The 14,911-nt window shown below is 56.9% G+C and carries 13 protein-coding genes, 2 other RNA genes and 1 pseudogene; 8 read left to right on the top strand and 8 right to left on the bottom strand.

Features of this window, described 5'->3' with window-relative positions:
* Positions 1–77 precede the first annotated feature (77 nt).
* From FBAL_RS05800 to ffs (FBAL_RS19880), 3 genes are all read right to left on the bottom strand, one after another.
* Positions 78–1,244 carry a carbohydrate porin gene (locus FBAL_RS05800; RefSeq protein ID WP_013344643.1) on the bottom strand — a complete coding sequence of 389 codons (1,167 nt, stop codon included), beginning with the start codon at positions 1,242–1,244 and terminating at the stop codon, positions 78–80.
* A gap of 24 nt (positions 1,245–1,268) precedes the next feature.
* On the bottom strand, positions 1,269–2,525 hold the full coding sequence (locus FBAL_RS05795) for a dipeptidase (protein ID WP_013344642.1): 1,257 nt from the start codon (positions 2,523–2,525) through the stop codon (positions 1,269–1,271).
* A 303-nt stretch (positions 2,526–2,828) separates the two neighbouring features.
* Positions 2,829–2,925: signal recognition particle sRNA small type (gene ffs, locus FBAL_RS19880), an RNA gene on the bottom strand.
* 300 nt (positions 2,926–3,225) lie between these two features.
* Between ffs (FBAL_RS19880) and FBAL_RS05790 the strand changes: the two genes are divergently transcribed.
* From FBAL_RS05790 to FBAL_RS19515, 4 genes are all read left to right on the top strand, one after another.
* On the top strand, positions 3,226–4,053 hold the full coding sequence (locus tag FBAL_RS05790; protein WP_013344641.1) for a MipA/OmpV family protein: 828 nt from the start codon (positions 3,226–3,228) through the stop codon (positions 4,051–4,053).
* Between the two features lie 211 nt (positions 4,054–4,264).
* Positions 4,265–4,804, top strand: coding sequence for a DUF4124 domain-containing protein (locus FBAL_RS05785; protein ID WP_013344640.1), 540 nt, complete (start codon positions 4,265–4,267; stop codon positions 4,802–4,804).
* A gap of 624 nt (positions 4,805–5,428) precedes the next feature.
* Complete coding sequence (locus FBAL_RS05780) at positions 5,429–5,995, top strand: recombinase family protein (protein WP_013344639.1); 567 nt, start codon at positions 5,429–5,431, stop codon at positions 5,993–5,995.
* A 549-nt stretch (positions 5,996–6,544) separates the two neighbouring features.
* On the top strand, positions 6,545–7,348 hold the full coding sequence (locus FBAL_RS19515) for a BRO family protein (protein WP_280963947.1): 804 nt from the start codon (positions 6,545–6,547) through the stop codon (positions 7,346–7,348).
* Between the two features lie 1,044 nt (positions 7,349–8,392).
* Here the strand turns inward: FBAL_RS19515 and FBAL_RS05755 are convergent.
* From FBAL_RS05755 to FBAL_RS05750, 4 genes and pseudogenes are all read right to left on the bottom strand, one after another.
* Entirely contained in the window at positions 8,393–9,286 is an 894-nt protein-coding gene (locus FBAL_RS05755; protein WP_041251199.1) for a site-specific integrase, read from the bottom strand.
* Positions 9,287–9,445: 159 nt separating this feature from the next.
* Positions 9,446–9,718: pseudogene (locus tag FBAL_RS20785) on the bottom strand (DUF6538 domain-containing protein); the annotation flags it as partial.
* Positions 9,715–9,811, bottom strand: an RNA gene (ffs, locus tag FBAL_RS19875) — signal recognition particle sRNA small type. The pseudogene FBAL_RS20785 and the gene ffs (FBAL_RS19875), both read right to left, overlap by 4 nt.
* Before the next feature lie 118 nt (positions 9,812–9,929).
* Positions 9,930–11,321, bottom strand: coding sequence for a DASS family sodium-coupled anion symporter (locus tag FBAL_RS05750; RefSeq protein WP_013344635.1), 1,392 nt, complete (start codon positions 11,319–11,321; stop codon positions 9,930–9,932).
* A 241-nt stretch (positions 11,322–11,562) separates the two neighbouring features.
* Here FBAL_RS05750 and FBAL_RS05745 point away from each other — a divergent pair, with 241 nt between their 5' ends.
* From FBAL_RS05745 to FBAL_RS05730, 4 genes are all read left to right on the top strand, one after another.
* A complete protein-coding gene (locus tag FBAL_RS05745) occupies positions 11,563–11,847 on the top strand; it encodes a ComEA family DNA-binding protein (protein ID WP_013344634.1) in 285 nt (94 codons plus the stop codon).
* Positions 11,848–11,955: 108 nt separating this feature from the next.
* Positions 11,956–12,852, top strand: a complete 897-nt coding sequence (gene galU, locus FBAL_RS05740; protein ID WP_013344633.1) for a UTP--glucose-1-phosphate uridylyltransferase GalU — start codon at positions 11,956–11,958, stop codon at positions 12,850–12,852.
* Positions 12,853–13,019: 167 nt separating this feature from the next.
* Entirely contained in the window at positions 13,020–13,421 is a 402-nt protein-coding gene (locus tag FBAL_RS05735) for a bactofilin family protein (protein ID WP_013344632.1), read from the top strand.
* 18 nt (positions 13,422–13,439) lie between these two features.
* Positions 13,440–14,117 (top strand): DUF2982 domain-containing protein, encoded by a 678-nt coding sequence (locus FBAL_RS05730; RefSeq protein WP_013344631.1) that lies wholly within the window; start codon positions 13,440–13,442, stop codon positions 14,115–14,117.
* Here FBAL_RS05730 and FBAL_RS05725 read toward each other — a convergent pair.
* Positions 14,041–14,907, bottom strand: coding sequence for an EamA family transporter (locus FBAL_RS05725; protein ID WP_013344630.1), 867 nt, complete (start codon positions 14,905–14,907; stop codon positions 14,041–14,043). The two genes, FBAL_RS05730 and FBAL_RS05725, sit on opposite strands and share 77 nt — an antisense overlap.
* Positions 14,908–14,911: the final 4 nt, after the last annotated feature.

Here is a 14,911-nt window from a genome sequence, read left to right as displayed (position 1 = left end):
TGATGCCCGTCACAACAAATGGCCAGTTCAACCCATTGTTTCACTGAGCCATTCCTGTCAGGGAATGGGCAACCGTCTTAATAGAAGATCCGTCCCCGGATCCCATACATCAACAGATTGTCTTGTGCCGGATTCAGGGCGGGATTGCGTACCCACTGGAGGTCCGGGGTCAGCTCCAGATAGGGCAACGGCTTAAACAGATAGAATAACTCCCAGGTCCATTGGTCGTCGGCTCCGGGCACCTCCGCCCAGTTGACGGCCGCACCTAAGGTACTGCCCTCAGCCAGACCATAGTAGCCGGTACCCAGACTGACCGACTTCTCCGTCAGGGTGCCGGCATCCTCACTCCAGCCAGCACGGACAAAGGGCAACCAGGCACCCATCTGCGCTGACACAGAAACGTTGACCCCCTGCCCCTCATTGGTGCCCTGCCGCTCACTGCGGTCGGCATGCCAGACAGTGATGTGGGCGTTGTTAAGGTAGATCTGCTCCTGATCCGAGGTCCAGCCCAGCTCGAGGCTTTTAAAGTAGCGGTTATCAGAAAAGAAGGTGTCAAACCCCTTCCAGGGCTCGGTGGGGTCCGACTCCATATCGGTCAGGCCGCCAATCACAAACCAGTTGTCGCCCAGCATGGTGGCCCCCGCCACACCCAATGTCGCATCGCCGGGCAGGGCCACCGTGGTCGTCCCGGTACTGAAGGCGAAGTTCATAAACCCGGTCCAGGGGCTGGCCAGGGCGTAAACATCGAAGAAATCGGTCACATCCAAAAAGCCCGCCACCACCGTGGCACTGCCCCCGGACAAAGTCTGTTTCCAGTAGAGGTTGGTCAGCCGCAGTCGCTCATCACTGAAGGGGGGCAGTACCAGGCCCAGCCCTCCGGCGGCAAACTCCAGGTTTTTTACCGCAGTGTCAGTGAAACTGTATCGATGCTCCAGCTTCCAGACCAGTGAGCCCGTATTGGCCCCCTCCCGGTTCAGCAACGCCCAGCTGCCATAGAAACGGCCAACGCCGGAGAAGGCGTTGTCATCACTTTTAGGTAACGCATCACTGGCCCAGAACCCCACTAAAAAGTAATCCACGCCAAGGTTCAGTCCAAATTCAGCCCAGCGCTCCCGCGCGGATACCTCGTGCTGCTTCTGGTCCTCTTTAAGCTGATTATCCACGGCGTTCGGACCGCCAAAACGGGCGGCCTGAACCCACAGCGGTGCCAGAGCAATAACAAAACCGATGGTGGCAAGTTTCATCCTGTGCTCCCTCACGATTTCGGCCTATCGGGTACCGTAGCGTTCCATAAAGGCTTTGCGCAGCTGGATACGCTCCTCGTACTCCTTATCCCACTGCCCCTTCTCGGCGCCTTCCCAAATCTGCTGATACACCCGCATCTTGTTGCCGCCATAGATTTTGGTCAGCTGAGCATCGGTATAGCCACGCTTCCACAGCTCATCGGTGATGGCTGGCAGAATACGGGCCAGCATGGCGGAGTCATCAGCCCCACGCTCAAAGGCCTCAATCATGTAGCCGCCGTCGTTGTACATGGTGGCGTTCTTCTTGGCGAATTCGACCACCAGCGAAACGTCAAACATGTCGTCTGTCGCCAGGCCCACATGGTCCTCGCCCAGCAGTTTGACGTAGTAGTCGATCATGTCTGCGGCCTGAGATGGACTGATGTTGTCGGGCCAGATGCCATCCATCATCCATTCGGTGAATGTAGGCGAAACGTAGCCCCCGGATTTCACCACCCGCAGCGCTTCCTCGTCACTGATATTGCGGTAGCAGCCCTTGGGCGTGGCGTCCGGCTCACTCTTGTAAAGTCCCGCCGGGATAGAGTGGGTAAAGACATAAGGCACGCCAGAGTGATGCTTGTCCATATGGTCCATGGCATCCATGGCGGTTTGTTTACCGGTATGGCTCAGATCCAAAATGACGCCGTAACGCACCATCTCATCGATCACCGCCCTGCCCCAGTCGGTCAGGCCATCGTCCATGCCGTTATAGGCGGCCAGGGAACCGGAACCCGCCCGGAAGCGGTCGTTGTAGGTGAGAATCATGCTGATGATACCCATCTCGCGGATGGCGGCCATGCGGCCCAGATCTTCCTCAAGGATGGTGGCGGTCTGCGAGTTCCACAGCACCGCGGTTTGGCCGTTGATGTGGGCGGCTTCAATATCGCGGATGGCCCGGACAAACACATAGTTCTGAGGCTCTTGAGCCATGGCGCTGCGAAACGCCTTGTGCTGACGCATCAGTTCATCCCAGTTCTGGGACGCTGCAGTCCGGGTGATCTCATGCCCGGTAATGCCCGCTGCACGGGATTCCCGGTAGTACTCCAGCAACTGTGAATTCTCTGTCCAGCCGGTACCATAGGGGCTGGCCATCATGCCCAGCACAATGGTCTCTTTAACAAAGGCTTTGGCTTTATCGGATGCCGGCCAGCGCTTTGCCTCCAGACTGGCGGCAGCAGGCCCACAAAGCAGCAGGCCCAAAATCAGTGTCAGAAACCGTATCATCCTTATCGGCTGAGCCATGGGCTTCTCCCAAGTCGCAATAGAGTACTGGTCGAACAAACCCTAGACGCCACCAGAGAAATGGGCAAAACCGAATACCACTGAACTACCGGGAGATTTCAGGCATCACACAGCGGGTGTCAGGGTCGAGAAATGGATGTTACGACCAACGTTTGGCACTCGAAGGAACAGGAGAAGGAATAGAAAGGATTAAGAGGTTTTAGAGAGGGTTTGACGCACGCAAAGTGACCCACCTGATGTACCACCAGCGGTCTCGTCACAGCGTTACTTTGAATTTCAGGGCGTTACATGGGGATTTGGGTGGCACCCCAGCCGCATCCCGGCACATGCGTCCACCGCCTTGGCTGCTCCCTTCCGGGCCTGACCAGGTCAACGATTTAGCATTGCGAGAGGACCGGAGGTCACACCGACCGACATGTTGCCGTGGAGACCTGATTAGTCCGAATTGTCGCAGCGAGTGTACCACCCTCAAGATCGACGGGGGAAGTCGCTAACTGGGTCTACGGTTGACGGCTTCCAGCCTCGACGACTACCAGAGACCGGCTCTGTGCAAGCCTTTTGAGGTTATGCGCTTACGCCGCGGTCAGGTAGATGCCCAGCCCTGTTTTATCGCGTTGCTACCATCCTTACATATACTCAAAGTTGTACCGGCTAACCCTGTGGCAGCATTTAGCCCCAACATTTCAAGTACGGACATCAGATGAAGACCATCACGGGTATATTGTTAGTCATGCTCATGCACAGCGCCCTCGTGGACTCTGCTAAAGCCCAAGACCGAAAAGCCGCCTTAGTCCCCCTACCTTCTGTTGACGATTTCACCAGAGGAGAAAATGGTTGGGCCCTCGGGCTGGGCTTGAGTGTTGAATACGAGGCCGCGTACGAGGGGTCGGATGAGTACGACTTCGAAGTCGATCTCGCTGGTGCTGTTCAATGGCGAAGGGGTGACAATATCTTCTACTGGGCCGGTGAAACGCTCGGGTGGCGGGGTCTTCGTTCTGAAATTTGGTTGCTTGACGCCGCTGTGGGCTTCGATGAGGGTCGTGAAGAAAGTGATTCCGATGACGGTCATCTAGATGGCCTGGGTGATGGTGACGAAGGCGTTGAGTTCGTTCTGCAAGCACGTCGTGCATTTGATGCCGATTGGCGGTATTGGCTGGATGGTCGCGTTGTAGCCGGTGAAAATGGGACTCTGGGCCTCTTGGCTGTAGGGCGTCGATTCGGCGACCAGACTGACGGGACAGGCCACGAAATTGCAATCGCGGTGGTATTTCATGACAGCGATTATGCCAATACAGATTTTGGTATCAATGCAGAGCAGTCGGCGGCATCAGGTCTGGATGAGACCAATCTTGGTGGAGGGTTTCGCTCGATAGGTCTCAACTACAACTATCGCCAGTATATTGCTGAGAAGTGGCAAATTTTTGGCGAGGTGGTTTACGAGCATTACAGCAGCGACATTCAGGACAGTCCAATCACCCGAAGTGACTATGAGGCCGAAGTCGGCATCGGGTTCATATACGTCTTCTAGGCCTGCTGCGATAGAGATGCAGGCGTTTTTGTCGCCGCCAAACGGTCGAGGGCCCGACGAAAAATGGCTCAAAATTTTGTGTGAACATTTAGTAAACCGAGTTAAGGAAATACCCCCCGTACCCCTCCCTTCAGTCAGGAGCTCGTGGTAAGTTACCCATTCAACACAAGGACGGTGTTGTCGAAAGCCCAAGTACCAGGGAGCAACCGGAATGCAATGGAATTTAGTGCCTGCTTTACTGCTTTTGGCAGTGTCGGCAGTAGCCGAGGCAGAAGTCTATAAGTGTACCATCGACGGCAACATCATCTATTCGGATGACCCCTGTCCGGTTGGCGCAGAGTCGAAGACCATCGACCTAGAGCCCCCATCCGTCATTCCAGACAATAATCCGTCCCTCAGGCGTTACCCACAACCTCGCCAACAGCAGGGCACGGTAACCATGAGCGCAAGTGACGCTATCGTCGTTGAACGCTCTAGCTGCACGAACAAGGGGCGCTACACCATTCATTCCGGCTTGCTGCGTAACATCAGCAGATACTCGACGTACAGCGCCAAGATGACCACACAGTTCGTGTTGGAGTCGCCACTGTCGGACTTCACCATGGACTGGGGGAAACAAACCAAGACCACAAGGCTAGGCCCTGGTCAAACGTGGTCTTTCAAACTTCAGTCTCGCGTACATGACGACGGCGACAAAACCAGCTGCGACTATCGGCTCAAGGTCAAGTTCATCGACAGTGTGCGCAAGTAATAGCACCGCCTAAAGCGGTGTCCGGGACCATTAGACCACTACAGGGCGATGCAGGTAGGCCCATAAAGTTCTCTCAATGAACCTAGCTAAGCCCACCTCAACTGTCTTGACGGCTGTCAGCGCGTCGCTACGTGCATGCTTCGGGACTACTCCCCTGCAAACCGTCCAGATTTCACGTAGCGTCGCGAGAGTCGGATGAAAAATGGCCGAAAAATCTGTGTGGACATTCAATATAGAAGCTGCAGGACAATTCCCCCCGTACCCCCTCCCTTCGTCAGGGTGGATTAGCGTCGGCGCGAGAATGCCTAGGCCAAGGTGAGGACAAAAAAAACCACCGCAAGAAGGAGGCATGCGGCGGTCAAGGGTTGTCATATGAGAATGCACTACAGGGCCACAAGCAGCAGCTTGCTTTCCCTCATTGAACCTAGCACACCCCGTACGCATGTAAAGGCGTGGCTCGCTATCACTGTCTGTTCCCTAGGTACTGTCGGGCCTCCAGAGTTGTCGCCCAAATCATAAGTTAGTTGACACCACTCTATCGCCTGATTATCGTGTCGCCCAAGTCGACATCGCGCAGATAGTTGACACACCTTGTAAACCATCCGATTTAGGCGACATACACCGATGACAACTCTCCTAGGCTATGCCCGTGTATCCACCAGCCAGCAGAAGCTCGACATCCAGACCAAGGCACTACTAGCCGCTGGTGTACGCGAGGACCGCATCTTCACAGACAAAGCAAGCGGGAAGGAGGCTGAGAGCCGTGAAGGACTTCAACGTCTGTTGGTCCGCGCTGAGAAGGGAGACACCATTGTTTGCACGAAGCTAGACCGCCTTGGACGCTCCACCGCTGACATGATTAGCATCATCGAAGACCTCCATGGTAGAGGGGTCGCTGTCCGCTTCCTTGATGACGGCATCAGTACCGAAGGTGCCATGGGGAAGATGGTCGTCACTATCCTAGCTGCTGTTGCTCAGGCGGAGCGGGAGCGAATCATGGAGCGCACCAACGAAGGTCGAGAGGAGGCCAAAGCGAAGGGCGTCAAGTTCGGCCCGAAGGTGAAGGTAGACCACGAGGGCATCAAGCAAGCCCACGCAGAGGGTACAGGAGCTAGTGCCATCGCCAAGCAGTTTGGCTGCTCCCGACAGTACGTCTACAAGGTATTGAAGGAGGCCTCAGAACGATCCTGAGACGCCCTCAGAGCCACTCTGAAACGAGCGTGTGGGGTTGCATAGGCTCCGCCTCAGGATGGCATCAGGAGATCGCTGGTGGACGATAATGATCGTTTGTCTGCGACCTCCTGTATTTGTCGCTCTCGCTCCTTCTCTCCTTGCCTCAGGCTGTCGCGTAGACCCCCAGTGTCTGACTGATGATGCAAGGACATCCGCCAGCAACACAGCTCTCTGCAGCATGAGGTGTCTCATGGAGAGTCCATTGTGTACGTAGCGCCTCCTCGGGCGTCACATTAAAGACCTCATCGCACATGACCATGGCGAGGGCGTCACACTCGTTGTCAATCTGTGCTTGGTAGGTGGTGGGGATTGGGTTCAGTACGTCGATAAGCATTGCTGTTGGCTCCTCAGGTTTTACTACGGCGGCGAAAGATAGCCAGTGACAGGCGCTGCGTCTCGATGGTCTACCTGAGTAGACTAAATTTTGTGCAGACAATCACGAGAACTGATGACGACCGTTCAGTACTTGATCGACAGTAAAGTTCCGATAGGTGTTTCACCGCCACCATCACCTCCAATGAGGACGGCATGTTCGACCTCAACGACATCCACCGCGCCTTTGGTCTGCCTGAGAAAAAGCGTCCTAGCGAGTGGAACAACGCTGTCTCCAAGCACTTCTCTAATTCCGGAAAATTGCGGAATAAGGTGGGGCGTTACGGAGGTTCATGGGCAACCCAAGACGCCCTCTACGCCTACGACATGTGGTGTGACGTTGAGTTCTACGCCGCTGTGGTCTCTGCCTTCACCGCTCTGGCTAATGGCGAGGTCGAGGAAGCCATCGAGCATGTCACCTCAGTGACCTGTGTCCACACCGAACGCGCCAAGGAACTGTACGCCATGGGTGCCAAGGGTGGCTTCGCCATGCGCAAGGCTCTGGAGCAGCTCTTCAACTTCAACACCGCCTCCATCCGTGTCATCCCTGACTTCAAGGATGGTCAACCGTACTTCGTCGCAAAGGACGTAGCGGAGGCGCTGGGGTTCGACCGCCCTAGCAACGCCTTGAAATGCCACACAACAGATGCAGTGGTCGTGACCAAACGGGACCTTAGCCTTGAATCAGGGCCAAGATACCAAGAACTCAGTGCGTCACTTTTCCAAGGCATCGGGCAGTACCGCATCGCCCTCATCCCTGAGTCCGACCTCTACCGTCTGGTCATGCGCTCCAACCTCCCTTCAGCCCAAGACTTCCAAGACTGGGTCTGCAAGACCGTACTCCCTGCCATCCGCAAAGACGGTGCCTACGTCATGGGCGAGGAGAAGGTAGCGACTGGCGAGATGTCTGAGGAGTCGAAGGAACCGTACCAGGGATGACTGGGGTGAGGCACAGGAGGCCACTGAGAGGCTCTGGTTATCGCTCCCGCTCCTCTACTGAACATGGAGAACACGCTTAGGTGGGGACTATAGGTGGAAGGAAGGAACGCTGTGATGACCTGAGATGAACGACCCTCGTTAATCCCAGAGTAATGAGCAGAGAGTCTCGACTCCCCGCCTACCTGAGGTTGTCTTAGAGTCTGTCCCTAGACCAGAGTAGTCCCCAGTCCCTAAGTAGTCCTATCCAGCACCTCCTCTCAGTAAGGAAGAGCAGCGGAAGCAGCGAATTAGCCTAGTCTCTAGAGTGAAACCTTGCGGATGTCTTAAGGTCCCTAGGGGGTGGGCTTCAATACCACATTTTACCCCTGTGGACAACCGCAATTGGCAGCCATATCAGATGATTGTCACAAACAATCTGCACCTCTGCTTACTACTACGCCCGACCCATCAACAGGAGTCGGGCTTTTTGTGCGCCCCTCAGCACCACTGATTGACCAAGTCTGTTTGGGTTAGTACTCCACCTCCCGTCTCTACTCGACCAAAGGGTTACCGCAGGACCGTTGTGTCGGGTGGTCTCTGGATATCTTTTATTGTTTCGTTTTTTGGAATCATCAACCTCATGCAACCCGCCCGAAAAAAATACACCAAACGTACTGTCGACAACCGCTCTGTCCAGCAGGAACTCCTCAACTACAACTCATGGGACGAGCTACCGACCAGCTATCGAGACATCATCTACGGAGCATGTGGCCAGTGCCGAGGAACAAAGCGCATTTCCCACCGCTACGTTGCTCATCTGTTAGCATCCCTATCTTCGTTGAACGTCGACACCATCGCTGCCACGATCAACCGTAAACGCCGGGCACTAGACGAGGAGCCCTATACCCTGAGGATGGTCCAGTACTACGCTGCGATTCTCAGGTGCGCTTCTCAGGGCCTGAGTCACCAGCTGTGGAAGCAGCAACAGCAAAGAATCGAAACAACGCCAACGAATGACCCGAGCCTTGAGCAGGAAGTACTCCAAGCTGCCTAAGCATCCTCTCGTCAATACTCCACAGCCTCCACCACTGGCAACAGGTCAGACACCAAGAACGCTTTCCCGTAGCGGTCAAAGGTAATCGAGCCAGTGGAGTGTCCGACCAGCCCTCCTACAATATCCGCCCCAAAGCCCTTGCGCTTAAGCTGTGTCACCAGCGTGTGTCTGAGGCTATGGAAGGTCTCCCCTTCACCCCACCCCATCTTGGCTCTGAACTTGGTAAACCACATCGACGATGCGTGGCCGTAGCCATTCACCTCGGAGTACCGAAGCTCAGGGAACAGCCGCTTATGCCCTGCCGCCAGCTGACGTTCAACGAACTGAAGTAGACCTGCCTTGATAAGCTGGCTGTGGATCGGGATAACTCGCTCACTACTAGCCGTCTTGAGGGTCTGGTCGGGCTTGGCTTGTCGGATGTGGATACAGGGGTACCCTTCGACCACAACGAAGTCATCAAGGTACAGCTGAGACAGCTCTCCGATACGCGCTCCTGTGTAGGCTCCCAGCAACGGAAGCCAACGCTTGAAGGACTTATCCTGCTCTGCCGCAAGGCGCAGCATCTGGCGCACCTGACGTTCACTAACCGCTTTCCTCTGGTCCCTTGGGGCAACCCTGGCATTGCGGATAGCCAGCCCCTCCATGGGGTTTACCGCGCCATAGTGAACCGATGCCCACTGCATCAGGTGACCAACCTTGCTGAGTTTCTTGTTGATGGTCGAGGCACTGAGCCGCCCCTCCTCAAGGAAGTGCTGCTTGTACGCCAAGGCTTCCTCGAAGCGGAACTGAGTAACGGGGAGGTCGCCCACGACGCCCTTTAGTTCAGCAAAGACAGTACGGTTGATGCTGACCTCCTTGGGCTTCCATGCACCCGCTAGGGTCTTCTCACGGATGAAGCTCTCCATCACCTCACTGAGCAACGGCGTGGTCTTAGAGCGGGGCTTAGGAGTTGGTCTTGGGGTCAGTCTTGGGGCAGGTCTGGGTGTTACTACTGCACTGTCCTGAGGCTCTGCCTTGCAGTTCGGCTCTATGAGAGTCGCCCCTTGGGCTGCTTGGCTGAGTCGGTCCAGTACCGTCCATGACCTCTGGACAGCCTCTCGCCGACACCGTGTCTTCAGCGACTGCCGGAACTCACGACGACCTAACGCCTCGCGCAACTCAAGCGGGACGACCACACGGGCATACCAGATGCCATGTCTCGACTGAAACAGGTAGGGAAGTTCTGAAGATTTTGAAGGATTTAACGCACGCAAAGTGTACCACCTGATGTACCACCAGCGGTCTCGACACAGCGTTGCTTTGAATTTCAGGGAGTTACATGGGGAGTTGGGTGGCACCCCAGCCGCATCCCGGCACATGCGTCCACCGCCTTGGCTGCTCCCTTCCGGGCCTGACCAGGTCAACGATTTAGCATTGCGAGAGGACCGGGGCACCATAGACAGGTGCGTCCGAAAACGCAGGGGCATTATCCCCATAGGATGGGGTGCATGCAAGGGAAGGCCGCCATAAAGGCGGCCTTCAGTGACTATTCGCACACTTTGTGCGCGATCACCACAGTAACTGGCTGAGGCCAAACAGCACCACAACGCAGATCAGGTTCACCACTGCCCCGGTGCGCATCATATCGGACTGCTTGATGTGGCCGGAACCGTACATGATGGCGTTGGGCGGGGTCGCCACCGGCAGCATAAAGGCGCAGGAGGCGGAGATGCCGATCAGCACCGCAAGAATCACCGGGGATACGCCCAGCACTTCGGCAATGGAGGCAAATACCGGCACCAGCAAGGCGGCACTGGCAGTGTTACTGGCGAACTCGGTCAGCAGCACCACAAACAGGATGATCACCAGGGTCAGCAAGGCCATATGGGTGCTGCCAAAGATGGCGTAGATCTGGTTGGCCAGAAACACGCTGGTGCCGGTGGTTTTCAGCACACCCGAGAGGGTCAGGCCGCCGCCGAACAGCAGCAGAACACCCCAATCAGTTTGACGCTCTACCTGGCTCCACTTCACCAGTCGCAGTACGCCCAGCGCCACCACCGCACTCAGTGCCACCACGGTGTCGAACTTGGCGATGCCTCCCAGTGCCGCAGAGAGCGGTTTAGAGAAGATCCAGCAGGCCACGGTCACCAGAAACACCGCCAACGTCAGTTTGGCGCTGTTGGTCATGGTGCCCTGCTCGGCCCGGAACTCGAAACGGTGGGACAGGTCCGGCTTAATCATGATGTGCATGGCGCCAATCACCAGTGGCCAGAGGATCGCCATCGCCACCAGGCCAAACTCCATCCAGCCCGCGAAATCGAGACCCACCTGAGCAGCGGCAATGGCGTTCGGCGGGCTGCCCACCAGGGTGCCGATACCACCAATATTGGCGCTGTAAGCACAGCCCAACAACACGTAGACATAGGTGCGTCGATGCTCTTTGGGATCGAGCTGGCTCAGCATCCCCAGCGCCAGAGGCAGCATCATCGCGGCGGTGGCGGTGTTGCTGATCCACATCGACAGCAGACCGGTCACCCCAAACAGCAGCAGGGATGCGTTGGCCAACTTACCGCCGGAGAGATTCACCACCTTGGCTGCAAGCCGCTTATCGATGCCCTGAACGTGGAGCGCAGCCGCGAGGGCAAAGCCACCAAAGAACAGGAAGATAATGGGGTTGGCAAAGTTGGACAGGGCCTTGGTGGTGTCCGTGAGGCCCATCATCACCGCCATAACCGGCACCAAAATGGCAGTAATGGTGATATGGATGGCCTGAGTCAGCCAAAGGATGGCAATAAACACCAACAGGGCCAGACCCTGATTGACCGCCGGTTCAAATGGAAGAAGCTGAATCATGGCGATAAACAGCAGGATATCGGCAATCAACAGTATCGCTTTTGTATCCCGTTTTGTGACTCCCAAACCGCTGCCGGCACCGAGAGTCGGCGTACTGGGTTTCTGCATCGTCACTTCCCTCTAAATGATTCTTTAATAGTCCTTTTTACCTGCTCGACTGCTTTGGCCGAACCGCGACATTAGACCACACAAAATTCAGGTGTATAACTACTGAGCACCTAGACTTTGGGCTAATGGACAACGGGGCTCTGGTCACCAAAACGCTGAATTTGCACTAGGATTGAGTCACGGTCTTCGGGCCGTATCGCAAGGAAAGCCACAACATCGACAACAACAATAAGGAGGTCGTATGTGGAAAGCGTTAATTTTGGCCATCGCGGTTTTGATGGCTCCGGTTGCCACACTGGCTGTTGAGGAACCCAGTGAAGCGGTTCAGACCGCTCAGGTGAACATCAACACCGCCGATGCAGAAACGCTGGCAAATGGTCTGGTGGGGGTCGGCGCCAAGAAAGCGCAAGCCATCATCACCCACCGTGAGCAACATGGCCCCTTCAGCAGTAAGGAGGAGCTGCTTCAGGTCAGAGGTATCGGCCCGGAACTGCTCAGTAAAAACCGGGAGCGCATTCAGCTGTAGCAATCCCATGGGGTGGGCACACTGCCCACCCTGCGCCAGGAGGGCATCGAGTTTTTAGGGAAAACATCAACCCCTACAGCGAGTAGCGTCCTCGCGCAGGAGATTGGAATGAAGCCTCTGGTTCAAAAAGCCGTCATCCCCGTTGCCGGACTCGGCACACGTATGCTCCCCGCCACCAAAGCGATTCCCAAAGAGATGCTGCCGGTGGTCGACAAACCGCTCATCCAGTACGTCGTCAACGAAACCATCGCCGCTGGCATTAAAGAGATCGTGCTGGTCACCCACGCCAGTAAAAACTCCATCGAAAACCACTTTGACACCTCCTTTGAGCTGGAAGCCACGCTGGAAAAGCGGGTGAAACGCCAACTGCTGGCCGAGGTGCAATCCATCTGTCCCCCGGATGTCACGGTGATGAGCGTCCGCCAGCCGGAGGCCAAGGGGTTAGGGCATGCCATTCTGTGCGCCCGTCCTCTGGTTGGGGATGCCCCCTTTGCCGTGGTGTTACCGGATGTGCTGCTGGATGAAGCCAGCTGCGACCTGAGCCGCGATAATCTGGCGGCCATGGTGCAGCAGTATGAACGCACCAACGCCAGCCAGATTATGGTGGAACCGGTACCGATGGAGCGCATCGCCAGCTACGGGGTGGTGGACATCAACGGCCACGCCATCGGTCCCGGCGACAGCGCGCCCATTCAGGCCATGGTGGAAAAGCCCGCCCCGTCCGAAGCCCCCTCCAACCTTGCCGTGGTGGGCCGCTATATCCTCAGCGAAGCGATCTGGCCCCTGCTGGAGCATACTCCGCCCGGTGCCGGTGGTGAGATCCAACTGACCGACGCCATTGAGCAACTGCTGCTGGAGAACCCGGTTCACGCGTTTGCCATGCAGGGGCGCAGTCACGATTGCGGCTGTAAGCTCGGCTACCTGTCCGCCAACGTCGAATACGCTCTGCGTCACGCCGAGCTGGGCGCTCCGCTGAAAGCACACCTGCAGCGACTGTTGCGCTGAATCCCGTTTGTCAGAAAAAGCGGATCCGATTCGCGATTAGCGTTCGGATCCCGCTGAAAAATGCAGTAAAGTTGAGTGACTTTTCGGTCGCCCTTTATCGGCATTGATAGCCTTTCATCATGCCGGGCACCGGCCCATTCATCGACTGACTACACAGACTGACCACTATGTTCGGAAAAAAAACGAAAACAAGCGGCTCCGGCCTGACCTACATCTCCGCAGACTGCCGCCTCAAGGGTGATCTGGTGCTGGAAAGCGACTGCATGGTCGATGGTGCCATTGAAGGCACTGTGACCGCCAAAGGCAGCGTTATCATTGAGCAACAGGGCCGGGTCGAGGGTGAGCTGGAAGCCACCGAAGTTCGCGTTTCCGGTCACTTCAAAGGCAAGCTGAAGTGCAGCAAGCTCTCCATTACCGCCAATGGCATGGTGGACGGCGAAGTACTTTCCGAGAAGATTGAGATCTTCGAAGGCGGCCAGTTTATCGGTACCCGTCTGAAGGAAGAGGTACTGCGCCTGGACAAGCCCAAAGGCGAAGAACCGCAGCTGAGCGAAGTCAAAAGCGCCTGATTCGGCTACTCTGATCACATGGATGTGATCAATATTGCCCCACTCTCACGTCGCAACCGCCTGACCCTTTCCCTGCTGTCCGGCTTGCTGGCGTTGGTCTTTCTGATCGCCCTCTCCAACGGGCTGTCACTGCTCTGGTTATTGCCTCTGGCCCTGCTGACGGTGTTCTGCGCCGTACTGGCCATCGGCAAGCGCATTGAACCCGCCATCACGCTTCGTATTGGCCCGGAAGGGTTGCGTTACCACCACCGCCGCGGCAACTACCAGGTGGACTGGCAGCAGCTATTGCGCATTGACCGTCCCACCGCCCCATCCAGACCCGACCAGCCCCTCGATTACGTTGGCATCCGCCTGCGTGATCCCGCCCGGTTTTACCACAGCATCTCACCGCGACTGGCGCTGGCATTGATTCGGGAACAGCGCCCTCTCACCCTGTTGGCGGAACCCAACTGTCGCGATGGGCAATGCGCCAGCCTGTTGCCCGACATCGACACCCTTCCCGAGCCCAACCTGACCGGCGTCCGTGCCGCCTATGCGGTGCACCAGATGGCGTTGCGTCAGCAGCTGGGTTACGACCTCTACCTGCACCACAGCTGCCTTGACCGCTCACCGGACGAGTTTATCGCCCTGATCCGCGACTATCGCACCCAGTCTCAGTCGCCTTCGGCGGGCTCCACCACAACGACAACAGAATGATGCCGCCCCCCAGCGCAAGCCGGAACAGGTCAGCGTCGCGCTGCCACAGTAACAGGTTGACGAGAATGCCCGCGGGGATAAGCACGTTGTTCATCACCGCCAGCTGCGCGGTAGAGACCCGGGTCGCTCCCAGATTCCACAGGAAATAGCCCAGGCCCGACGCCCCCAGGCCCAGCCACAGCAGCACACCCCACTGCAGCGAACTCTGCGGCAGGCGCTCCAGATTGCCGAACAGCATCAGAGCGACGCTGGCAAGCGCCAAGGCACCCACAAAGAACCAGCCAAACGCCTGATGGCGCGGCACCGTGTGGGGCAGCGAACGATAAGCCACCTGACCAAAGGCGAAACAGAGGTTGGCCCCCTGCACCAGGGCAAAGCCAAACCACAGGCCCGGTTCCAGTGGCTGATAGCGGATCAACGCCGCCCCCACCACCGCCGCCAGGGCCGGCCACAACGCTCTGGGTCGGAACCGCCCTACCCGGGCATCGTCCAGTACCATCACCCAGATTGGCGTCATGATGGTAAACAGCAGCACCTCCGGCACCGACAGAAAGGCAAACGCGTGGTACAGCAGCGTGAACATCAGGCCCAGCTGCACCGCCCCAATCAGCATCAACTTACCGGCCAGAGTCATACCGACCCGGCGGGACAACAACGGGGCGAACAACAGGGTGGCCAGCAGCATCCTCGACCAGACGGCAAAGTACGCGTCCACTTTGCCGGCGATATATACGTCAATCAGGGAGAAGGAGAAGGCCCAGATCAGGGTCACGATCCACAACAGTGGCATAGCA

This window comes from Ferrimonas balearica DSM 9799, assembly GCF_000148645.1.
Classification (GTDB): Bacteria; Pseudomonadota; Gammaproteobacteria; order Enterobacterales; family Shewanellaceae; genus Ferrimonas; species Ferrimonas balearica.
The sequence above is the reverse complement of the archived record's forward strand: the minus strand, read 5'-3'. Positions and strand labels throughout refer to the sequence as shown.

Bases quoted from the DNA above. Each gene is read 5' to 3' on its own strand.
- FBAL_RS05735 (WP_013344632.1), top strand. From the start codon at position 13,020: ATGTTCGGAAAAAAAACGAAAACAAGCGGCTCCGGCCTGACCTACATC.
- FBAL_RS05780 (WP_013344639.1), top strand. From the start codon at position 5,429: ATGACAACTCTCCTAGGCTATGCCCGTGTATCCACCAGCCAGCAGAAG.
- galU (WP_013344633.1), top strand. From the start codon at position 11,956: ATGAAGCCTCTGGTTCAAAAAGCCGTCATCCCCGTTGCCGGACTCGGC.
- FBAL_RS05755 (WP_041251199.1), bottom strand. From the start codon at position 9,286: ATGGAGAGCTTCATCCGTGAGAAGACCCTAGCGGGTGCATGGAAGCCC.
- FBAL_RS05730 (WP_013344631.1), top strand. From the start codon at position 13,440: ATGGATGTGATCAATATTGCCCCACTCTCACGTCGCAACCGCCTGACC.
- FBAL_RS05750 (WP_013344635.1), bottom strand. From the start codon at position 11,321: ATGCAGAAACCCAGTACGCCGACTCTCGGTGCCGGCAGCGGTTTGGGA.
- FBAL_RS05800 (WP_013344643.1), bottom strand. From the start codon at position 1,244: ATGAAACTTGCCACCATCGGTTTTGTTATTGCTCTGGCACCGCTGTGG.
- FBAL_RS05790 (WP_013344641.1), top strand. From the start codon at position 3,226: ATGAAGACCATCACGGGTATATTGTTAGTCATGCTCATGCACAGCGCC.
- FBAL_RS05785 (WP_013344640.1), top strand. From the start codon at position 4,265: ATGCAATGGAATTTAGTGCCTGCTTTACTGCTTTTGGCAGTGTCGGCA.
- FBAL_RS05725 (WP_013344630.1), bottom strand. From the start codon at position 14,907: ATGCCACTGTTGTGGATCGTGACCCTGATCTGGGCCTTCTCCTTCTCC.
- FBAL_RS05795 (WP_013344642.1), bottom strand. From the start codon at position 2,525: ATGGCTCAGCCGATAAGGATGATACGGTTTCTGACACTGATTTTGGGC.
- FBAL_RS05745 (WP_013344634.1), top strand. From the start codon at position 11,563: ATGTGGAAAGCGTTAATTTTGGCCATCGCGGTTTTGATGGCTCCGGTT.